The organism is Streptomyces tuirus, from assembly GCF_014701095.1.
Taxonomy (GTDB): Bacteria; Actinomycetota; Actinomycetes; order Streptomycetales; family Streptomycetaceae; genus Streptomyces; species Streptomyces tuirus.
In genome coordinates, this window is sequence record NZ_AP023439.1 from 4,765,991 (window position 1) to 4,785,889 (window position 19,899).

Genomic DNA, 19,899 nt, shown 5'->3' on the forward strand with positions numbered 1-19,899 from the left:
CGTGCCGGTGTGGGGTGTGGGCTGGGTGCCCTTTCCGGCGTCGGGGCGTCGCCGAAAACCGGTGGAGTGCGTTCGCCGCCCGCGCCTAGGTTCGGGGCATGAGTACCCGTACCTTCCGTGTCACCGTCCGGGGCGTCTTCGACGGGCTGAGCGCCGAGCAGCGGGCCGGGCTGCTGGAGCGGGCCGCCGAGCACGACGTGCTGCGCGCCGCGTTCACGCCCGAGGGGAGCCTGACGTACGACGTGGCCGTGCGGCCCGCCTTCACGTTCCGCTTCCTCGACTCCGGGGAGGCCGAGGAGGACATCCTGTGGGCGACCGAGCGGGCCGAGGAGGCGGCGCGGGCATGGCTGGAGCAGCGCGGGTACGGCTACAAGAACCTCCGCTCCACCGCCGAGGACCTCTCCCAGGCGCCTCTCGGCAAGCGGCAGCGGCGGGAGGCCGCCCGGAAGGGTTTCTGAGTCCTCGGCGGGGTGGCCGGGATCGGCGGGGGAGAGAAGCGAGCGGCGGTGGTGCGGGGGCTCGGCCCTCAGATGCCCGCCGCTGACGACAGGTCGCGCTTGATCGACTCCAGCAGCGCCGTCGCCTTCGCGCGGGCCGCCGGGAGATCCTTGTGCTCCCCGACCGGGATCACGACCTCCAGGTAGCACTTCAGCTTCGGCTCCGTGCCGCTCGGGCGGACGATCACCCGGGCGCCGTCGAGGGTGTAGCGCAGACCGTCCGTGGGCGGGAGGTCGGCCGTGCCCTTGGTGAGATCGTCCGTGCGGGTGATCGGCAGGCCGGCCAGCTCCGTCGGGGGCTGTTCACGCAGGCGCCGCATCGCGGCGGCGATGAGGGAGAGCTCCTCGACCCGGACCGACAGCTGGTCCGTCGCGTGCAGGCCGTGCTCGACCGCCAGGTCGTCCAGCAGGTCGAGGAGGGTGCGGCCCTCCTCCTTGAGCTGGGAGGCCAGTTCCGTGATAAGCAGCGCGGCCGTGATGCCGTCCTTGTCGCGCACGCCCTCGGGGTCCACGCAGTAGCCGAGGGCCTCCTCGTAGCCGTAGCGCAGGCCCTCGACGCGGGCGATCCACTTGAAGCCGGTGAGGGTCTCGACGTGCGGGAGGCCCGCCTTCTCGGCGATGCGGCCGAGGAGGGACGACGAGACGATCGACTCCGCGAAGGTGCCGGTCGCTCCGCGGCGGACCAGGTGGGCGGCGAGCAGGGCGCCGACCTCGTCGCCGCGCAGCATGCGCCAGTCGGTGCCGTCGGTGCCCTCGGGTGCGTCCTGTACGGCGACCGCGCAGCGGTCCGCGTCCGGGTCGTTGGCGATGATCAGGTCCGGGGCGGCTTCGCCGGAGAGCGCGCGTGCCGTAGCGAAGGCCAGGTCCATCGCGCCGGGCTCCTCCGGGTTGGGGAACGCGACGGTCGGGAACTCCGGGTCGGGGTCGGCCTGCTCCGCGACGAGGACGGGTGCCGGGAAGCCGGCGCGGGCGAAGGCGGCGAGGAGTACGTCCTTGCCGACGCCGTGCATCGCCGTGTAGACCGTGCGGGCCGTGCGGGGGGAGCCCTCGGAGAGGACGGCGTCCGTGCGGGCCAGGTAGGCGTCCAGGACGCTGTCGTCGAGGGTGTCCCAGCCCTCGGTGGGGCGCGGGACGGTGGTGAGGGACGGGACGGCGGCGATCTCCGCCGCGATGTCGGCGTCCGCCGGGGGGACGATCTGGGAGCCGTCGCCGAGGTAGACCTTGTAGCCGTTGTCGCGGGGCGGGTTGTGGCTGGCCGTGACCTCCACGCCGGCGACCGCGCCGAGGTGCCTTATCGCGAAGGCGAGCACGGGGGTCGGTAGGGGGCGGGGGAGGACGGCCGCGCGCAGGCCGGCGCCGGTCATGACGGCGGCGGTGTCCTGGGCGAAGTCGTGGGACTTGTGGCGGGCGTCGTAGCCGATGACGACGAGGCCGTCGTCGTGGCCCTGTTTCTTCAGGTACGCGGCGACGCCGGCCGCCGCGCGGATGACGACCGAGCGGTTCATGCGCATGGGGCCGGCGCCGAGTTCGCCGCGGAGGCCGGCGGTGCCGAACTGGAGGGTGCCGCTGAAGCGGGCGGCCAGTTCGGTGTGGTCCCCGGCCTCGATGAGACGGGCGAGTTCGGTGCGGGTGTCCGGGTCGGGGTCCTCGGTGAGCCACGCCTGGGCCTGTGCGATGAGTTCGTCGTGCACGGTGTGGGGTCAGCCTCTCCGGTGTGGTGACGTGCGGTGTGCCTGAGGTGCGGTTTGCCTGCGGCGGGGTGTGCCTGCCGTGCGGTTCGCCTGCGGCGGGGTGGGGTGCGCGTTCTTCGCCTGGCGCCGGGGGTGGGTCGGGGCCGCGCCGGGGGGTGTCCGTCCTCGGAACGGCGCGATGGGGTCGGATACCGACTAACCCCCTGTCGACGCGCCAACCGCTGCGGGCGGACACCCCCCGACACGGCCCCTTGCGTACGACGGCGGGTGCGGGCGCGTCCCCATGGCTGTGCGCCCCTGGGGGCGCGGGGAACTGCGCGACCGGCCACCACGGGCCCGCAGCCGCGAATCGCTCAGAGACGACCCAGGACCTGCGCGAGCAGGGAGCCCATGCGGGTCGCGGAGTCGCGGCCGGCCTGGAGGACCTCCTCGTGGTTCAGGGGCTCGCCCGTCATGCCCGCGGCGAGGTTGGTGACGAGGGAGATGCCCAGGACCTCGGCGCCCGCCTCGCGCGCGGCGATCGCCTCGAGGACCGTCGACATGCCCACCAGGTCCGCACCGATGACCCGGGCCATACGGATCTCGGCCGGGGTCTCGTAGTGCGGGCCGGGGAACTGGGCGTAGACGCCCTCCTCCAGCGTGGCGTCGACCTCCTTGCACAGGGCCCGCAGGCGCGGGGAGTACAGGTCGGTGAGGTCGACGAAGTTCGCGCCGATGATGGGGGAGGTGGCGGTGAGGTTGATGTGGTCGCTGATGAGGACCGGCTGGCCGGGGCGCATGCCCTCGCGCAGGCCGCCGCAGCCGTTGGTGAGGACGACCGTCTTGCAGCCGGCCGAGACGGCGGTGCGGACGCCGTGGGCTACCGCGGCCACCCCCCGGCCCTCGTAGTAGTGCGTACGGCCCAGGAAGACCAGGGCGCGCTTGTTGCCGATCCGGTACGAGCGGATCTTGCCGCCGTGGCCCTCCACCGCCGGGGGCGGGAACCCGGGGAGCTCGGTGACCTGGAACTCGGCCTCGGGGGCGCCCAGCGCGTCCACGGCCGGGGCCCAGCCGGAGCCCATCACGAGGGCGACGTCGTGGGTCTCGGCGCCGGTCAGTTCGCGCAGGCGGGCCGCGGCGGCGTCGGCGGCGGCGTGGGGGTCGCCCTGGATGTCGTCCGGAAGAAGAGATGCGTTCACGCCGATGAGGGTAGCCGCTGTTTGCCTACGCGCGTAGATGGCGGAGCTCACGGGGTGGCGATCGTTGTGTTGTCGTTTCCGACGAGGGAGTGTCGCGCGGGCCGCCCTCAGCAGGGGCGCTTGCGGAGCTCCATCACGTAGTCGTGCGGAGCGCCGGCCGACTCGGCCGCGTCGGCGATCTCGCCCAGGTAGCGGGCGGAGGGCAGGCCGCCCTCGTAGGCGTTCAGGGCGAAGGCCCAGGCGGATTCCTCACCGTCCAGGGTGTGGACCCGTACGCGGGTACGACGGTAGATGTCGAGGCCCACGCCCTCCCAGCGGTCGAGGGACTCCTCGTCCATCGGGGCGATGTCGTAGAGGGAGACGAAGACCTGGGAGAGCGGGTCCTCCACGATGGTCGGCAGAGCGCCCTCCCAGCCCATGTGCTCGCCGCCGAAGGTCAGTCGCCATCCGTTCAGCCAGCCGGTGGCGCGCAGCGGCGAGTGCGGGGCGCGGCGGGACATCAGCCGCGCGTCGAGGTTGCCGGCGTACGCGGCGTAGAGCGACATGGGGGAAGGGTACGGCAGCGGCCCCGGCGTCACTGTCGTAACAACAGGCGCACCGGCGGGGCCCCGGGGCGGTGGCACGCCGGGCGGTGCGGGACAATGGAGTACGTGACTCGGATCGTGATCATCGGTGGCGGACCCGGCGGATACGAAGCGGCCCTGGTGGCCGCTCAACTCGGCGCGGAGGTGACCGTCGTCGACTGCGACGGTCTGGGCGGGGCGTCGGTGCTCACCGACTGCGTGCCGTCGAAGACCCTGATCGCTACGGCCGAGGTGATGACCACCTTCGACTCCTCCTACGAGGAGCTGGGGATCATCGTCGCCGACGACACCCCTCCCATGGAGCAGACCGCCCGGGTCGTGGGTGTCGACCTGGGCAAGGTCAACCGGCGTGTGAAGCGGCTCGCGCTCGCCCAGTCGCACGACATCACCGCCGCCGTGACGCGTGCCGGGGCGCGTGTCATGCGCGGGCGCGGGCGGCTTGAGGGCATGCAGGCGCTCGACGGGTCGCGCAAGGTCGTGGTGCGCACCGCCGACGGGAGCGAGGAGACGCTCACGGCTGACGCCGTGCTCATCGCCACCGGCGGGCACCCCCGTGAGCTGCCCGACGCCCTGCCCGACGGTGAGCGGATCCTGAACTGGACGCAGGTGTACGACCTCGACGAGCTGCCCGAGGAGCTCATCGTGGTCGGATCCGGTGTGACCGGTGCCGAGTTCGCCGGTGCCTACCAGGCGCTCGGGTCGCGGGTGACGCTCGTGTCGTCGCGCGACCGGGTGCTGCCGGGTGAGGACCCGGACGCGGCCGCCGTGCTGGAGGACGTCTTCCGGCGGCGCGGCATGAACGTCATGGGGCGTTCCCGGGCCCAGTCCGCCAAGCGGGTCGGGGACCGGGTCGAGGTCACCCTCGCCGACGGGCGGGTCATCACCGGCTCGCACTGCCTCATGGCCGTCGGTGCCGTGCCCAACAGCGCGGGCATGGGCCTGGAGGACGCCGGCGTCCGGCTGCGCGAGTCCGGCCACATCTGGACCGACAGGGTCTCGCGCACGACCGCTCCGGGCGTGTACGCCGCCGGTGACGTGACCGGCGTGTTCGCCCTGGCCTCCGTGGCCGCCATGCAGGGCCGCATCGCCATGTACCACTTCCTGGGCGACGCCGTGGCCCCGCTGAACCTCAAGACGGTCTCGTCGAACGTCTTCACCGACCCGGAGATCGCCACCGTCGGCTACACCCAGGCCGACGTCGACGGCGGGAAGATCGACGCCCGGGTCGTGAAGCTGCCTCTGCTGCGCAACCCGCGCGCGAAGATGCAGGGCATCCGCGACGGCTTCGTCAAGATCTTCAGCCGGCCGGGCACGGGCATCGTGGTGGGCGGTGTCGTCGTCTCACCGCGCGCCTCGGAACTGATCCACCCCATCTCGATCGCGGTCGACAACAATCTGACAGTCGAACAGATCGCGAACGCGTTCACCGTCTACCCCTCGCTTTCGGGCTCGATCGCCGAGGTGGCACGCCAGTTGCACACCCGCAAGGAGAACGGCGACGGCTGAGGCCGGAACCGACTCCTCCCTGGTCACGGGGAGTGTTCGACCATTCGTACGGCATAGGCGGCGGGACTAAGCCCTATACCACTTCCCGCTGCCCGGTGCGAACATCTTCTGCTATTCAGCGCAAACTGCTGAAAGCAGACGGTCGCTGGCGTTACTGTCAGTTTCGTGTTCGCTGCAGAACGTCGCCAATTGATCCTCGAAATGGTGCGAGCGAACGGGGCCGTGTCGCTCCGTGAGCTCGCCCGCGTCGTCCAGACCTCCGAAGTGACCGTACGGCGGGACGTGCGCGCGCTGGAGGCAGAAGGACTCCTCGACCGCCGGCACGGCGGTGCGGTACTGCCGGGCGGTTTCACGCGGGAGTCCGGCTTTCCGCAGAAGTCTCATCTCGCGACCGCCGAGAAGACCGCCATCGCCGACCTCGCCGCGAACTTCGTGGAAGAGGGGGAGGCGATCGTGGTCGGGGCGGGTACGACGACCCAGGAGCTGGCCCGCCGGCTCGCCCGGGTGCCCGGCCTGACCGTCGTCACCAACTCGCTGCTGGTGGCGCAGGCCCTGGCCCACGCCAACCGGGTCGAGGTCGTGATGACCGGCGGTACGCTGCGCGGTTCCAACTACGCCCTGGTGGGCAGCGGGGCCGAGCAGTCCCTGCACGGGCTGCGGGTGTCCCGGGCGTTCCTGTCCGGGAGCGGGCTGACCGCCGAGCGCGGGCTGTCCACGTCCAACATGCTGTCGGCGTCCGTCGACCGGGCGTTGGTGCAGGCGGCCGCGGAGGTCGTGGTCCTCGCCGACCACACGAAACTCGGCACCGACACCATGTTCCAGACCGTGCCGACGGATCTCATCACGCGCCTCGTCACGGACGAGCCGCCGGCGCATGACGACCGTGCCGCCACGGAGCTCCAGGCGCTTGCCGACCAGGGTGTGCAGATCGCTGTCGCCGGGGGGCAGGGGAGTTCTGCCGGAGCGGGGGCGGGGGGCCCGGGGGGTGATGCCGTCCCGGCACGCCAGCAGCGCCGGGACGTGCCGTTGCCCGGGCCTCGGCGGCAGGTGCCGGGGGCTGGTGGGCAGTTGAGGTCCGCCTCCGCCTCGATGCTGGGAGAGCAGGGGCCCGGGTCCGAGCGGGCGCGGGTGGCTGATCTACGGCGGCGATGACGTCGGTGCTGGCTGAGCCCGTCCGCTTGCTGGCACCCGGCGCTGGTGCTGAGGCCGGGTGGGTCCGCAACCCGGCATAGCGAGGTCCTGCTGCATCTGTGCCGAGGCCAGGTGGGTCCGCAGCCCGGCGTAGCGGGGTGCCGCTCTCCTTGGGACGGGTGCCGCCCCTAGCGGCACGCATGCCCGCAGCGGCGGCGGAACGGGCGTCGACCTCGCCTCCCCGCGGCGCGCGAAGCGAGACGTGCCCCCAGCCCTGGACCTGCGCGGCGCCTGGCGTGCCACGACGCTCCCGCAGCCGCCGGACGACGTAAGGGGTCGTGTCGGGGGGTGTCCGCCCGCAGCGGTTGGCGCGTCAACGGACAGTCAGTCGGTGTGGCACCCCATCGCGCCGTTCCGAGGACGGATACCCCCCGGCGCGGCCCCGACCCAGGACCGAGCCGTGGACGTCCCTCACCCAGTCGGCGCCGCGCCGTACGCGTTCCTCCACGCAGTCGGCGCGGCCCCCAAGCCCGGGGCCGCGCCGAAAGGGTCCGTCCGCCCAGGGGCGGTCAGTCCTTGATCTCGCAGATCGCCGCGCCCGACGTCACCGACGCCCCGATCTCCGCGCTCAGCCCCTTGATCGTGCCCGACCGGTGCGCGTTGAGGGGCTGCTCCATCTTCATGGCCTCCAGGACGACGATCAGATCGCCCTCCTTGACCTCCTGGCCCTCCTCGACGGCCACCTTGACGATGGTGCCCTGCATCGGGGACGCGAGGGTGTCGCCGGAGGCGACGGGCCCCGACTTCTTCGCCGCGCGGCGCTTCGGCTTGGCGCCCGCCGCGAGGCCCGTACGAGCCAGCGACATGCCCAGCGACGACGGCAGGGAGACCTCGAGACGCTTGCCGCCGACCTCGACGACGACCGTCTCGCGGCCCGGCTCCTCGTCCGCGTCCGCGCCGTCCGCCGGCGCGGCGAACGGCTTGATCTCGTTGACGAACTCCGTCTCGATCCAGCGGGTGTGCACTGTGAACGGGTCCGACGAGTCTGTCAGCTCGGGCGCGAACGCCGGGTCCTTCACCACCGCACGGTGGAACGGGATCGCCGTGGCCATGCCCTCGACCTGGAACTCCTCCAGCGCACGGGCGGCCCGCTGCAGGGCCTCCTTGCGCGTGCGGCCGGTGACGATCAGCTTCGCCAGCAGGGAGTCCCACGCCGGGCCGATGACCGAGCCGGACTCGACGCCCGCGTCCAGGCGGACGCCCGGGCCGGACGGCGGGGCGAAGGTGGTGACGGTGCCCGGCGCGGGCAGGAAGTTGCGGCCCGGGTCCTCGCCGTTGATGCGGAACTCGAAGGAGTGGCCGCGCAGCTCCGGGTCGCCGTAGCCGAGCTCCTCGCCGTCGGCGATGCGGAACATCTCCCGCACGAGGTCGATGCCGGCGACCTCCTCGGTGACCGGGTGCTCCACCTGGAGGCGGGTGTTGACCTCCAGGAAGGAGATCGTGCCGTCGAGGCCCACGAGGAACTCGACCGTGCCGGCGCCGACGTAGCCGGCCTCCTTCAGGATCGCCTTGGAGGCGGAGTACAGCTCCGCCACCTGCGCGTCGGACAGGAAGGGGGCCGGGGCCTCCTCCACCAGCTTCTGGTGGCGGCGCTGCAGCGAGCAGTCACGGGTGGAGACGACGACCACGTTGCCGTGCTGGTCGGCCAGGCACTGGGTCTCCACGTGCCGCGGCTTGTCCAGGTAGCGCTCGACGAAGCACTCGCCCCGGCCGAACGCGGCGACGGCCTCACGGACCGCCGAGTCGTACAGCTCCGGCACCTCTTCGAGGGTGCGGGCGACCTTCAGACCGCGACCGCCACCACCGAAGGCGGCCTTGATCGCGATCGGCAGGCCGTGCTCCTCGGCGAAGGCCACGACCTCGTCGGCACCGGACACCGGGTCGGGCGTACCGGCCACCAGCGGGGCACCCGCGCGCTGCGCGATGTGCCGGGCGGCGACCTTGTCACCGAGGTCGCGGATCGCCTGCGGCGGCGGGCCGATCCAGATCAGGCCCGCGTCCAGGACCGCCTGCGCGAACTCGGCGTTCTCGGAGAGGAAGCCGTAGCCCGGGTGGATGGCGTCCGCGCCCGACTCGCGGGCGGCGCCCAGCACCTTCTCGATGTCGAGGTAGCTGGTGCCCGGCGTGTCACCGCCCAGGGCGAACGCCTCATCCGCGGCGCGGACATGCAGAGCGTCCCGATCCGGGTCGGCGTAGACGGCCACGCTCGCGATACCGGCATCCCGGCAGGCCCGGGCCACGCGGACAGCGATTTCGCCACGGTTGGCGATGAGCACCTTGCGCACGATTGAGGCTCCCTCCTTGAAACAAGCCGAGTTTAGGGACAGCCGACACGACACTTCGACCCGTCCCCAGTGGTGAGCTTGCCCACACGGAGCGTGATGCGAGGCCCGCTCGACCGGCGAAATCCCTTGTCGCACCGCGGTACGCAGTACTCCTGCGGGAAACCCTAGCCCTCTCCTGTGGTCAAGGTCTCTGTCATCACGTGCTGCGGGCCACTCGGTTTCTTTGTCGAGTCCCTACGAATGGCCCAATGATTCTTTGCCCGCCGCCGGACCCTTGTCCCCCGGTTTACCGGTTAGTAGCGTTCGCGATGTCTTCAAGGGAAGAGGGTGGGCCCGGTGATACGCAGGCCGGTGGCGTGGGTCGTGGCGGTGGTGCTGTTCGCGGAGGCGTTCGGCATCGCGGCGCTGAACTGGTTCCTGGGGATGGTCGTCGACCGGCAGGACATGTCACTGGCCGGGCTGGACCCGCACATGATGTCGGTGTCCTCGAAGATCGGCGGGATCGTCTTCGGTCTCTACTTCGCCCTGTGCGGCCTGGTCGCCCTGCTGGTGGCGCTGCGGGACCGGCCCGCGGCGGGCTTCGGACGGGTGCTGCTGATCAGCGCGGCCGTCGTGCACGGGCTGCTGGGCGCGTTCACCTGGGGCCTCGTCGGCTGGACCGCGTTCCTGTTCATGGTGCTGGTCCTCGCGCTGATCGTGCTGCTGCTGATGACGTACGACCGTCCGGCCGAGCCCGCCGACGCCGCGCCCGAGGGCGGCAAGGGCGGCGACGGGTCCCCGGTCACTTCTCCACCGGCGCCCACAACTCCGTGATGCCCACGCCCAGTTTGGCGAGGAGCCGGCGCAGGAGCGGCAGGCTGATGCCGATCACGTTGCCGTGGTCGCCGTCGATGCCGTCGATGAACGGGGCCGAGCGGCCGTCCAGGGTGAACGCCCCGGCGACGTAGAGGGGTTCGCCGGAGGCGACGTAGGCGGCGATCTCCTCGTCGGTGGGCTCGCCGAAGTGGACGACCGTCGAGGCGGTGGCGGAGACGTAGCGGCTGGCGAGCGTGTCGTAGACGCAGTGGCCGGTCTGCAGGGTGCCGGCCCGGCCGCGCATCGACTTCCAGCGGGCGGTGGCCTCCTCGGCGTCCGCGGGCTTGCCGAGAGCCCGGCCGTCCAGGTCCAGCACCGAGTCGCAGCCGATCACGAGCGCGCCCTTGGCCTCCGGGCGGGCCGCCACGACGGAGGCCTTCGCCTCGGCCAGGGCGAGCGCCAGCTCGGCGGGTGTGGGGGCGGTGACGGCGTCCTCGTCGACGCCGCTCACGATCACCTCGGGGGTGAGACCGGCCTGACGGAGCAGTCCGAGCCGGGCGGGGGACTGGGAGGCGAGGACGAGTCGCCTGCGGCGCTGAGCAGTCATGCGGTCAGGTTAGTCACCCCGGCGGGGCCGGTTCACCTGACGCCGATCACGATCATCACGAGCACCATGGCCAGGGCCAGGAGAACGCTCAGCCGCCGCAGCATGTCCTGCATGTCACGCAGTTCTTCGGGCGGCTCGTTCTCGGGGTCGGACCACAGCATGCCTTCCATGGTCGGACGGGGGGTGGGCCGGCGCCTGAGTACGCGTACTCAACTTGCCGGGCCCACCCCCACGCATCACCCCGGCCAGTAGGTCCGGCCCCACGCCGCCGGCCCCGGCTGGGGCAGGCGGTGGGCCGCGATGCGGGACGGGTCGGACCAGGAATCGCGGGACGTCGGCGCGCCGGGCGGGGCGGCTGCCGCCGCCACGGCGCGGGCCCTGACCACCGCCAGGGCGGCGGCCAGCTCCTCCGGGGTCGGGTTGCCCCGTACGACCTTGATCGTCATGTGGGCCTCCTGGGCTCGCTGCGGGCTAGAGGGGGATGTTGCCGTGCTTCTTCGGAGGCAGGGATTCCCGCTTCGTACGCAGTTGACGCAGACCCCGTACGACGTGCCGGCGGGTCTGCGACGGCCGGATCACGGCGTCGACGTAACCGCGCTCGGCCGCGACGTAGGGGTTGAGGAGGGCGTCCTCGTACTCCTGGATCAGCCGCGCCCGGACCGCCTCCAGATCCTCGCCGTTGGCCTCGGCCTCCGCGATGGTGCGGCGGTGCAGGATGTTGACCGCGCCCTGGGCGCCCATGACGGCGATCTGGGCGGTGGGCCAGGCCAGGTTGAGGTCGGCGCCCAGGTGCTTGGAGCCCATGACGTCGTAGGCGCCGCCGAAGGCCTTGCGGGTGATGATCGTGATGAGCGGGACGGTCGCCTCGGCGTAGGCGTAGATCAGCTTGGCGCCGCGGCGGATGATGCCGTCGTGCTCCTGGTCGACGCCGGGCAGGAAGCCGGGCACGTCGACGAACGTGATGACGGGGACGTTGAAGGCGTCGCAGGTCCGCACGAAACGGGCGGCCTTCTCGCTGGCCTTGATGTCCAGGCACCCGGCGAACTGCATCGGCTGGTTGGCGACGATGCCGACCGGGTGGCCCTCGACCCGGCCGAAGCCGGTGACGATGTTCGGCGCGTACAGCGGCTGCGTCTCGAAGAACTCGGCGTCGTCCAGGACGTGCTCGATCACCGCGTGCATGTCGTACGGCTGGTTCGCGCTGTCCGGCACGATCACGTCCAGCTCGCGGTCCTCGTCGCTGACCTCGAGGTCGGCCTCCTCCGGGAAGGCCGGCGCCTCGGAGAGGTTGTTGGACGGCAGGTACGACAGCAACTGCTTGATGTACTCGATGGCGTCCTTCTCGTCGCCCGCCATGTGGTGGGCGACTCCGGAGGTCGCGTTGTGGGTCCGGGCGCCGCCCAGCTCCTCGAAGCCGACGTCCTCGCCGGTGACGGTCTTGATGACGTCGGGCCCGGTGATGAACATGTGCGAGGTCTGGTCGACCATGACCGTGAAGTCGGTGATGGCCGGGGAGTAGACCGCGCCGCCCGCGCACGGCCCGACGACCAGGCTGATCTGCGGGATGACACCGGAGGCGTGGGTGTTGCGGCGGAAGATCTCGCCGTAGGCCCCGAGCGACGCCACACCCTCCTGGATGCGGGCGCCACCGGAGTCGTTGATCCCGATGACCGGGCAGCCGGTCTTCAGGGCGAAGTCCATGACCTTGACGATCTTCTGGCCGTAGACCTCTCCGAGGGCCCCGCCGAAGACGGTGAAGTCCTGCGAGAACACGGCGACCGGGCGGCCGTCGACGGTGCCGTACCCGGTGACGACCCCGTCGCCGTACGGGCGGTTCTTGTCGAGGCCGAAGTTGGTGGAGCGGTGCCGGGCGAACTCGTCGAGCTCGACGAAGGAACCCTCGTCGAGCAGGAGCTCGATCCGCTCACGGGCCGTCAGTTTGCCCTTGGCGTGCTGCTTCTCGACAGCACGAGCGGAGCCGGCATGTGTCGCTTCCTCGATGCGTCGCTCCAGATCCGCGAGCTTGCCCGCGGTCGTGTGAATGTCGGGCTGCTGCTGCTCTTCCGGCTCGGACATCGGGATGCGGCTCCCTGCCTGCTCAAAAGGGGGACGGTTACTCATCCGTAGAGTAGTGGGGTGCCTCCACATCGGCAGTGCGGCGTTTGCCACACCTAGGGTGGCTTGCATGACGCCGCGAGATGCATCAGAGCCGAACGGGAGCCGGTGGTCGGATCTGGACCGCCCGCCCCTCAACGTCACCGCCCTGCGCCGGGGTCTGGTACGGCCGGGAGGGCTGTGGTCGGAGGTGGACGTGGTGCAGCGCACCGGCTCCACGAACTCCGATCTGGTGGCCCGGGCGGCCAAGGGCGAGGTGACCGAGGGCGCGGTGCTGGTCGCCGAGGCACAGACGGCGGGCCGCGGCCGGCTCGACCGCCAGTGGACGGCGCCGCCGCGCTCCGGCCTGTTCTTCTCCGTCCTGCTCACGCCGAGCGAGGTGCCGGTGGCGCGGTGGGGCTGGCTGCCGCTGCTCACGGGGGTCGCGGTGGCGACGGGCCTGTCGCGGGCGGCGGGCGTGGACACGGCCCTGAAGTGGCCGAACGATCTGCTGGTCACGGTCGGGGGAGCGGAACGCAAGGCCGGCGGGATCCTGGCCGAGCGGGCCGGCGGCGACGGGGTCGTCATCGGGGTCGGCATCAACGTCTCCCTGAAGGACGACGAGCTGCCCGTGCCGACGGCGGGGTCGCTGGGGCTGGCCGGGGCGGTGAGCACGGACCGGGATCCGCTGCTGCGGGGGGTGCTGCGCTCGCTGGAGGAGTGGTACGGCAAGTGGCGCGAGGCCGGGGGAGACCCGGGGCCGAGCGGGTTGCAGGAGGCGTATGCGGCCGGGTGCGCGACGCTCGGGCGGGTGGTGCGGGCGGAGCTGCCGGGAGACCGGGCGCTCGTGGGGGAAGCGGTGGCTGTGGACGGAGACGGGCGGCTGGTGCTGGCGACGGAGGAGGGGATGCAGGAGCCGGTCGGTGCCGGGGACATCGTGCACCTGAGGCCGGCGTGAGCTGAGCCTTGGGCGTGGGCCAGGTGTTTGCAGCCCGTCCGGCGATTGAGGACGAGGCCGTTCAGGCCGGAGCGGGGGTCTGGGGGCGGCAGCCCCCGGAGGGCCCCGGCACCAACGCCGAGCACCGGGCAAACGCCGGGCACCTCACCCCTCGGCTGAACCTGACGGAGTGAGCTGGCGCACACTGCCGTAGAGTTGAGGCCGGTCGATACATGACCGTGACAGATCGGAAGGGCAACACGCGTGACCGTCGACGACTCGGGTTCCGGCGAGGACGCGCAGGGCGCCGACTCCGGCGAGGATCCGCTCGCCCTGCGCCTCGAAGGGCTCATCCTGGGCGCCGAGCGCCGCTACACCCCGTTTCAGGCGGCCCGCAGCGCCGGTGTCTCCATGGAACTGGCCTCCCGCTTCTGGCGGGCCATGGGCTTCGCCGACATCGGCCAGGCCAAGGCCCTCACGGAGGCCGACGTCCTCGCGCTGCGGCGGCTCGCCGGTCTCGTCGAGGCGGGGCTGCTGAGCGAGGCGATGGCCGTCCAGGTGGCCCGGTCCACGGGGCAGACCACCGCGCGGCTCGCCGAGTGGCAGATCGACTCCTTCCTGGAGGGGCTGACCGAGCCGCCCGAGCCGGGCATGACCCGCACCGAGGTCACGTACCCGATCGTCGAGCTGCTCCTGCCCGAGCTGGAGGAGTTCCTCGTCTACGTCTGGCGCCGGCAGCTCGCCGCCTCGGCCGGGCGGGTCGTGCAGGCGGCCGACGACGAGGAGATGGTCGACCGGCGCCTCGCCGTGGGCTTCGCCGACCTGGTCGGCTTCACGCGCCTGACCCGCCGCATGGAGGAGGAGGAGCTCGGCGAGCTCGTCGAGGCCTTCGAGACGACGGCCGCCGACCTGGTGGCGGCGAACGGCGGGCGGCTGATCAAGACCCTCGGCGACGAGGTGCTCTACGCCGCCGACGACGCGGGCACGGCCGCCGAGATCGCCCTGCGGCTGATCGAGACCATGGCGCACGACGAGACGATGCCGGAGCTGCGCGTCGGCATGGCGTTCGGCACGGTGACCACCCGAATGGGTGATGTGTTCGGTACGACCGTCAACCTGGCCTCCCGGTTGACCTCGATAGCTCCGAAGGACGCGGTCCTCGTCGACACCGCCTTCGCCGAGGAGCTGATCCGCACGCAGGACGCCCCGGCCTCGGAGGCGGAGGCGGCCGAGGAGGCCGCCGCGGCGGAGAAGGAGGGCGAGGAGCCCCCGGCGTACCGCTTCGGGCTGCAGCCGATGTGGCAGCGGCCGGTGCGTGGCCTGGGCGTCGTGGAGCCGTGGCTGCTCACGCGCCGGGACGGGGCGCCGTAGCCGCTCGCCGGTTGCCGGCCGGCTGGTCGGCGACGTTCAGCGGCGGCCGACCGGCGTGTCCACGCACAGGCCTATGACCGGCACGCACAGGCCCGGGTCGTGTGGCTTCTTCGGCTCCTCGGGGCGGGGCGGCGGCGCCGGTGTGGTGCGGCTCGGCGGTGCGGGCGGGGTCGGGGCGGGGCGCGGGGCGTCGCCGCCCCTCGAGGCCGTCGGCGCCGGGGCGGGGGCGTTCGGCGTGTCGGGGATGGTCGTGGACGTCGGACCGGCGGCCGTGGCGGTGGCCGGGGCTGCGGCGGTGGCGGACGGGGACGGCCGCGCGCCCTTGGAGACCGGGGAGGCGGGCAGCGTGCCCAGGGCCGTGGGTGACGAGGGACTCGCGTCGGGAACCGCCGGGAAGGTCGCGGCGGTCTGGGTGGCGTCGTCCGTGGCGGTGGTGACCGGGTCCGGGCGGGGCCCGGCCTCGACGGTGCCGGCGTCGGCGCCCGGGCCGGAGGTCAGGCGCACCAGGCTCAGGGCCCCCGCGGCGAGGACGAGGCCGCCGGCGGCAAGCAGGACCTTGCGGGGGCGGGGCTTGCGGTGGCGGCCCCGGACGCGGGGAGGGAAGGGAGCGGCCTCGGCGGGGGCCGGCCGGTGGGCTGCGGGCGGCTCACACCGGAGGGGTGCCGTGGCGGCCCTGCTGTCCTCTGGCGGCTTCGCCGTCGTGTTCGTCGTCATCACGGTCCTTCCCCGGATCGGTCCCTCCCCGTTGCACTTGCGCCCCCTGTGCGCCGTGGGGGACGCACGCTATGCGCTCCCATGGGCGGTTGGGTCGGAGTTGGGGTGATGTCACTCGAACGGGTGGGCGGGGGGTGGCAAAGGGAACCGGACCCGACGGCCCTTTCGCGGGTGGGGTGCGGCTGCGATGATCGATGCGTCGACCTTGTTAACCCGCGTTAACCGGAGGGTGTCATGAGTGAGGAACGGTTCGGGGAGTTCGTGCTGGTGCGGCGGCATGAGCAGGGGCATGTCGCGGAGCTCGTCCTCGACCGGCCCAAGGCCATGAACGCCGTGTCGACGCAGATGGCGCGGTCCATCGCCGGGGCGTGTACGGCGCTGGGGGAGGACCGGGAGGTGCGGGCGGTCGTGCTGACCTCGACGCATGAGCGGGCGTTCTGTGTCGGGGCCGATCTGAAGGAGCGGAACTCCTTCAGTGACACCGATCTGCTGCGGCAGCGGCCGGTGACGCGGGGGGCGTACACCGGGGTGCTGGAGCTGCCGGTGCCGACGGTGGCGGCGGTGCACGGTTTCGCGCTCGGGGGCGGGTTCGAGCTGGCGCTGGCCTGCGACGTGATCGTGGCGGACCGGACGGCGGTCGTGGGGCTGCCGGAGGTGTCGGTCGGGGTGATCCCCGGGGGCGGGGGCACACAGCTGCTGCCGCGGCGGGTCGGGGCGGCCCGGGCGGCCGAGCTGATCTTCTCCGCGCGGCGGGTGGAGGCCGCGGAGGCGGGCGAGTTGGGGCTGGTCGATCAGCTGGTGGAGGAGGGGCGGGACCGGGAGGAGGCCCTGGCCCTGGCGGGGCGGATCGCCGGGAACTCCCCGGTGGGGCTGCGGGCGGCGAAGCGGGCGCTGCGGCTCGGGCAGGGGCTGGATCTGCGGGCCGGGCTGGAGGTCGAGGACGCGGCGTGGCGGACCACGGCGTTCTCGGGGGACCGGGCGGAGGGCGTCGCGGCCTTCAACGAGCGGCGCAAGCCGCAGTGGCCGGGGGAGTAGAAAGCCGGAGTGGACCCGCTGACAACACCGGAGGGAGCTCGGTGACCTCACCGGAGGGGCTCCACTGAGGTCAACGGAGCGGACCCCCGTGACAACAGTCGTCCCCGTTCGCGTCGTAAACAGGTCAGTCTGGCTGGAAACTCCCTAGCCTGGAGTGATGGGTGAGGACAGACGGCTGGCGGCCGTCGTCGCGTTGGCTCAGGGGATGGCGGCCGCGCACGGGTCGCGTGAGGCGTGGCGTGCCGCGGCCGCCGGGGCGTGCCGGGCGCTGGGTGGGAGTTTCGCCGCGCTGTCGGTCTGGGAGCGGGAGCTCGGGCGGCTGAGGGTCCTGGTGAACGTGGGCGAGCTGGCCGAGGGCGAGGAGGAGTTCCCCGAGGACGAGGCCTACCCGGTGCACCAGTTCGCGGAGATCACCGAGTTCCTGCACGAGCAGTGGGCCGGAGGCGGGGAGCCCGACGCGTGGGTGGAGACCGCCGAGGGGCCCGCCGCCGGCCGGGAGCCCGGGTACTGCCATCAGCGGGTCGCCGCCCTGCGCCGCCGGGGCCGCGGCTGCTGCGTCGTCGCGCCCATCGTGCTGCACGGGCGGGCCTGGGGCGAGCTGTATGTCGCGCGTCCGGCCGGAGAGGCCGTCTTCGGGCGGGGCGACGCCGACTTCGCCACGGTCCTCGCCTCCGTCGTGGCCGCCGGCATCGCCCAGACCGAGCGGCTGGAGGAGGCCCGGCGGCTCGCCTTCACCGACTCCCTCACCGGGCTGGCCAACCGCCGAGCCGTGGACGTGCGCCTGGAGCGGGCGATCGAGCGGCACCGCCGGGACGGCGCCGTGGTGAGTCTCGTCGTCTGCGATCTGAACGGGCTCAAGCGGGTCAACGACACCCATGGGCACGCCGCCGGGGACCGGCTCCTGGAGCGGTTCGGATCGGTGCTGTCGCTGTGCGGGGCCATGCTGCCGGGGGCGCTGGCCGCGCGGCTCGGCGGGGACGAGTTCTGTCTGCTCGCGGTCGGGCCGCCCGCCGACCAGGTCGTGAAGGCGGCAGGCGAACTGTGCCGCAGAGCCGCCGAGTTGGAGCTCGGGGACGGGGTGGCCTGCGGGGTCGCGTCCACCGAGGACCCGATCGGGCCGGTGCGCTCCGCCCGGCGGCTGTTCCGGCTCGCCGACGCCGCCCAGTACCGGGCCAAGGCCGAGCGGGCGGACAGGCCGGTGGTGGCGGGCCGGGCCGGGCCCGACGATCCCGTCGTACGGCTCGCGGACGAGCCGTCCCAGGAGGAGGGCGGGGAGCGCCGGCGGTTCCGCGGCCGGCACGCGCCCTGACCTGGTCCGGGGGCGTGACCGGTGCCCGGCGGTGTGACCGGTGGCCGGTGGTGTGTCACGTATTCGGTAAGGGGTGAACGCCGCCCCCAGTGGTGACATCATCGAATTCACTGCGTACGCTCCTGAATATGGATATGCACACTGTGGTGGTGGGGACGTCCGGGGTGACCGCGTCCGACGTGCTCGCCGTGGCGCGCGGCGGCGCCCGCGTCGAGCTCTCCGAGGAGGCCGTGGCCGCCCTCGCCGCGGCCCGCGAGATCGTGGACGCGCTGGCGGCCAAGCCGGACCCCGTGTACGGCGTGAGCACCGGCTTCGGTGCCCTGGCGACCCGGCACATCAGCCCGGAGCTGCGCGCGCAGCTCCAGCGCAACATCGTCCGCTCGCACGCCGCCGGGATGGGCCCGGCCGTGGAGCGGGAGGTCGTCCGCGCGCTGATGTTCCTGCGGCTGAAGACCGTCTGCTCCGGGCACACCGGCGTCCGGCCCGAGGTCGCGCAGACCATGGCCGACCTCCTCAACGCCGGGATCACCCCCGTCGTGCACGAGTACGGCTCCCTCGGCTGCTCCGGCGACCTCGCGCCGCTGTCCCACTGCGCGCTGGCGCTCATGGGCGAGGGCGACGCCGAGGGCCCCGACGGCGTCGTACGCCCGGCCGCCGAACTCCTCGCCGCGCACGGCATCCAGCCGGTCGAACTGCGCGAGAAGGAGGGCCTCGCCCTCCTCAACGGCACCGACGGCATGCTCGGCATGCTGGTGATGGCCCTGGCCGACCTGGAGACGCTCTACCGGTCCGCCGACGTCACCGCCGCCCTGTCCCTGGAGGGCCTGCTCGGCACCGACAAGGTCCTCGCCCCCGAACTGCACGCCATCCGGCCCCACCCGGGGCAGGCCGCCAGCGCCGCCAACATGCTGGCCGTGCTGAAGGGGTCCGGCCTGACCGGGCACCACCAGGACGACGCCCCGCGCGTCCAGGACGCCTACTCGGTGCGCTGCGCCCCGCAGGTCGCCGGCGCCGGGCGGGACACCATGGCCCACGCCCGGCTGGTCGCCGACCGCGAGCTGGCGGCCGCCGTGGACAACCCCGTCGTGCTGCCCGACGGGCGCGTGGAGTCCAACGGCAACTTCCACGGGGCGCCCGTCGCCTACGTCCTGGACTTCCTCGCCATCGCCGCCGCCGACCTCGGCTCCATCGCGGAGCGGCGCACCGACCGGCTGCTCGACAAGAACCGCAGCCACGGCCTGCCGCCGTTCCTCGCCGACGACGCCGGTGTGGACTCGGGCCTGATGATCGCTCAGTACACGCAGGCCGCTCTGGTGAGCGAGCTGAAGCGGCTCGCCGTACCGGCGTCCGCCGACTCGATCCCGTCCTCCGCGATGCAGGAGGACCACGTCTCGATGGGCTGGTCGGCGGCGCGCAAGCTGCGCACGGCCGTCGACAACCTCACCCGGGTGCTCGCCATCGAGCTCTACGCCGCCACGCGCGCGGTGGAGTTGCGCGAGGGCCTGACCCCGGCGCCCGCGTCGCAGGCGGTCATCGACGCCGCGCGGGAGGCGGGAGTCCAGGGCGCCGGGCCGGACCGGTTCCTCGCGCCCGACCTCGCCGCGGCGGACGCGTTCGTGCGTGACGGGCGGCTGCTGGCCGCGGTCGAGAAGGTCACCGGGCCGCTCCAGTAGGGCCGCAGGGGTCCCGTCGTCCGGCGGGGCCCCGCGTCAACGGCCGTCAGAAACCGAGCCGTTCCCGGCGCACCGAGTACACGACGAACCCGGCGCCCAGCGTGAGGCAGAAGGTCCCGCCGATCACGTACGGCGTGCTGTCGAAGCTGCCGGTGTCGGCGAGGCGGGTGCCGGTGACGGAGGTGTCCGCGGTCGTCGCCGCGATCCGGGCCTGCTCCGTGACCTGCGGCGACGGGCTCGTCGAGACCGCGTCTCTCACCGGGGAGTCCGACGTCGCGTTGGCGGACGGGACGAACCACAGGGCGCCCAGCAGGGACGCCGCGGCGGTGGCGGTCAGCAACGGGCGGCGAGCGGATGACACGGAATATCGATCCCCTTGTGGCGTCGGCGAATTGGCCGTGTGGGGCGATGTTAGTGAAAGTCGCGGGTCAC

Annotated in this window: 19 protein-coding genes; 9 read left to right on the forward strand and 10 right to left on the reverse strand. The window is 72.7% G+C overall.

Annotated features, from left to right (window positions below):
- Positions 1-98: 98 nt before the first annotated feature.
- A complete protein-coding gene (locus IGS69_RS22065) occupies positions 99-458 on the forward strand; it encodes a DUF6204 family protein (RefSeq protein ID WP_190902266.1) in 360 nt (119 codons plus the stop codon).
- 68 nt (positions 459-526) lie between these two features.
- Here the strand turns inward: IGS69_RS22065 and IGS69_RS22070 are convergent, their stop codons facing one another.
- From IGS69_RS22070 to IGS69_RS22080, 3 genes are all read right to left on the reverse strand, one after another.
- Entirely contained in the window at positions 527-2,188 is a 1,662-nt protein-coding gene (locus IGS69_RS22070) for a phospho-sugar mutase (RefSeq protein ID WP_190902267.1), read from the reverse strand.
- A 353-nt stretch (positions 2,189-2,541) separates the two neighbouring features.
- Positions 2,542-3,366, reverse strand: coding sequence for a purine-nucleoside phosphorylase (locus IGS69_RS22075; RefSeq protein WP_031110318.1), 825 nt, complete (start codon positions 3,364-3,366; stop codon positions 2,542-2,544).
- A 107-nt stretch (positions 3,367-3,473) separates the two neighbouring features.
- A complete protein-coding gene (locus tag IGS69_RS22080) occupies positions 3,474-3,911 on the reverse strand; it encodes a gamma-glutamylcyclotransferase (protein ID WP_031110319.1) in 438 nt (145 codons plus the stop codon).
- A 96-nt stretch (positions 3,912-4,007) separates the two neighbouring features.
- Here IGS69_RS22080 and IGS69_RS22085 point away from each other — a divergent pair, with 96 nt between their 5' ends.
- Together IGS69_RS22085 and IGS69_RS22090 are read left to right on the forward strand one after the other, a co-directional pair.
- A complete protein-coding gene (locus tag IGS69_RS22085) occupies positions 4,008-5,456 on the forward strand; it encodes an NAD(P)H-quinone dehydrogenase (RefSeq protein ID WP_190902268.1) in 1,449 nt (482 codons plus the stop codon).
- Positions 5,457-5,621: 165 nt separating this feature from the next.
- Positions 5,622-6,608, forward strand: coding sequence for a DeoR/GlpR family DNA-binding transcription regulator (locus tag IGS69_RS22090; RefSeq protein ID WP_190902269.1), 987 nt, complete (start codon positions 5,622-5,624; stop codon positions 6,606-6,608).
- A 548-nt stretch (positions 6,609-7,156) separates the two neighbouring features.
- Here IGS69_RS22090 and IGS69_RS22095 read toward each other — a convergent pair.
- On the reverse strand, positions 7,157-8,932 hold the full coding sequence (locus IGS69_RS22095; RefSeq protein WP_190902270.1) for an acetyl/propionyl/methylcrotonyl-CoA carboxylase subunit alpha: 1,776 nt from the start codon (positions 8,930-8,932) through the stop codon (positions 7,157-7,159).
- A 336-nt stretch (positions 8,933-9,268) separates the two neighbouring features.
- On the opposite strand from IGS69_RS22095, the gene IGS69_RS22100 reads away from it, so the two are divergent.
- Entirely contained in the window at positions 9,269-9,745 is a 477-nt protein-coding gene (locus IGS69_RS22100) for a hypothetical protein (RefSeq protein WP_190902271.1), read from the forward strand.
- On the opposite strand, the gene IGS69_RS22105 is transcribed toward IGS69_RS22100, so the two are convergent.
- From IGS69_RS22105 to IGS69_RS22115, 4 genes are all read right to left on the reverse strand, one after another.
- On the reverse strand, positions 9,714-10,334 hold the full coding sequence (locus tag IGS69_RS22105) for a Maf family protein (protein ID WP_190902272.1): 621 nt from the start codon (positions 10,332-10,334) through the stop codon (positions 9,714-9,716). The two genes, IGS69_RS22100 and IGS69_RS22105, sit on opposite strands and share 32 nt — an antisense overlap.
- 32 nt (positions 10,335-10,366) lie before the next feature.
- Complete coding sequence (mmpB, locus tag IGS69_RS34980) at positions 10,367-10,495, reverse strand: morphogenic membrane protein MmpB (RefSeq protein WP_086025112.1); 129 nt, start codon at positions 10,493-10,495, stop codon at positions 10,367-10,369.
- Between the two features lie 75 nt (positions 10,496-10,570).
- Positions 10,571-10,780, reverse strand: coding sequence for an acyl-CoA carboxylase epsilon subunit (locus IGS69_RS22110; protein WP_190902273.1), 210 nt, complete (start codon positions 10,778-10,780; stop codon positions 10,571-10,573).
- A gap of 25 nt (positions 10,781-10,805) precedes the next feature.
- On the reverse strand, positions 10,806-12,410 hold the full coding sequence (locus IGS69_RS22115; protein WP_190902274.1) for an acyl-CoA carboxylase subunit beta: 1,605 nt from the start codon (positions 12,408-12,410) through the stop codon (positions 10,806-10,808).
- Positions 12,411-12,519: 109 nt separating this feature from the next.
- Between IGS69_RS22115 and IGS69_RS22120 the strand changes: the two genes are divergently transcribed.
- Positions 12,520-13,386: a biotin--[acetyl-CoA-carboxylase] ligase gene (locus tag IGS69_RS22120; RefSeq protein ID WP_190902275.1), complete on the forward strand. Its 867-nt coding sequence runs from the start codon at positions 12,520-12,522 to the stop codon at positions 13,384-13,386.
- A 243-nt stretch (positions 13,387-13,629) separates the two neighbouring features.
- Complete coding sequence (locus IGS69_RS22125) at positions 13,630-14,736, forward strand: adenylate/guanylate cyclase domain-containing protein (protein WP_190902276.1); 1,107 nt, start codon at positions 13,630-13,632, stop codon at positions 14,734-14,736.
- A gap of 36 nt (positions 14,737-14,772) precedes the next feature.
- Here the strand turns inward: IGS69_RS22125 and IGS69_RS22130 are convergent, their stop codons facing one another.
- A complete protein-coding gene (locus IGS69_RS22130) occupies positions 14,773-15,450 on the reverse strand; it encodes a hypothetical protein (protein ID WP_232543611.1) in 678 nt (225 codons plus the stop codon).
- A 234-nt stretch (positions 15,451-15,684) separates the two neighbouring features.
- Between IGS69_RS22130 and IGS69_RS22135 the strand changes: the two genes are divergently transcribed.
- From IGS69_RS22135 to hutH, 3 genes are all read left to right on the forward strand, one after another.
- Positions 15,685-16,485 (forward strand): enoyl-CoA hydratase/isomerase family protein, encoded by an 801-nt coding sequence (locus tag IGS69_RS22135; protein WP_190902277.1) that lies wholly within the window; start codon positions 15,685-15,687, stop codon positions 16,483-16,485.
- A gap of 157 nt (positions 16,486-16,642) precedes the next feature.
- Positions 16,643-17,794 (forward strand): GGDEF domain-containing protein, encoded by a 1,152-nt coding sequence (locus IGS69_RS22140; RefSeq protein ID WP_190902278.1) that lies wholly within the window; start codon positions 16,643-16,645, stop codon positions 17,792-17,794.
- Between the two features lie 134 nt (positions 17,795-17,928).
- Positions 17,929-19,467 (forward strand): histidine ammonia-lyase, encoded by a 1,539-nt coding sequence (gene hutH / locus IGS69_RS22145; RefSeq protein WP_190904597.1) that lies wholly within the window; start codon positions 17,929-17,931, stop codon positions 19,465-19,467.
- A gap of 46 nt (positions 19,468-19,513) precedes the next feature.
- Here the strand turns inward: hutH and IGS69_RS22150 are convergent, their stop codons facing one another.
- The gene (locus IGS69_RS22150) at positions 19,514-19,828 is read right to left on the reverse strand and encodes a hypothetical protein (protein WP_184908972.1); all 315 of its coding nucleotides are present in this window, start codon (positions 19,826-19,828) and stop codon (positions 19,514-19,516) included.
- Between the last annotated feature and the right edge of the window lie 71 nt (positions 19,829-19,899).

What these genes read in the sequence shown, in the direction of transcription:
- IGS69_RS22065 (WP_190902266.1), top strand. Translation starts at nt 99, where the DNA reads ATGAGTACCCGTACCTTCCGTGTCACCGTCCGGGGCGTCTTCGACGGG.
- IGS69_RS22080 (WP_031110319.1), bottom strand. Translation starts at nt 3,911, where the DNA reads ATGTCGCTCTACGCCGCGTACGCCGGCAACCTCGACGCGCGGCTGATG.
- IGS69_RS22085 (WP_190902268.1), top strand. Translation starts at nt 4,008, where the DNA reads ATGGAGTACGTGACTCGGATCGTGATCATCGGTGGCGGACCCGGCGGA.
- IGS69_RS22105 (WP_190902272.1), bottom strand. Translation starts at nt 10,334, where the DNA reads ATGACTGCTCAGCGCCGCAGGCGACTCGTCCTCGCCTCCCAGTCCCCC.
- mmpB (WP_086025112.1), bottom strand. Translation starts at nt 10,495, where the DNA reads ATGCTGTGGTCCGACCCCGAGAACGAGCCGCCCGAAGAACTGCGTGAC.
- IGS69_RS22110 (WP_190902273.1), bottom strand. Translation starts at nt 10,780, where the DNA reads ATGACGATCAAGGTCGTACGGGGCAACCCGACCCCGGAGGAGCTGGCC.
- IGS69_RS22115 (WP_190902274.1), bottom strand. Translation starts at nt 12,410, where the DNA reads ATGTCCGAGCCGGAAGAGCAGCAGCAGCCCGACATTCACACGACCGCG.
- IGS69_RS22120 (WP_190902275.1), top strand. Translation starts at nt 12,520, where the DNA reads ATGACGCCGCGAGATGCATCAGAGCCGAACGGGAGCCGGTGGTCGGAT.
- IGS69_RS22130 (WP_232543611.1), bottom strand. Translation starts at nt 15,450, where the DNA reads ATGACGACGAACACGACGGCGAAGCCGCCAGAGGACAGCAGGGCCGCC.
- IGS69_RS22135 (WP_190902277.1), top strand. Translation starts at nt 15,685, where the DNA reads ATGAGTGAGGAACGGTTCGGGGAGTTCGTGCTGGTGCGGCGGCATGAG.
- IGS69_RS22140 (WP_190902278.1), top strand. Translation starts at nt 16,643, where the DNA reads ATGGGTGAGGACAGACGGCTGGCGGCCGTCGTCGCGTTGGCTCAGGGG.
- hutH (WP_190904597.1), top strand. Translation starts at nt 17,929, where the DNA reads ATGCACACTGTGGTGGTGGGGACGTCCGGGGTGACCGCGTCCGACGTG.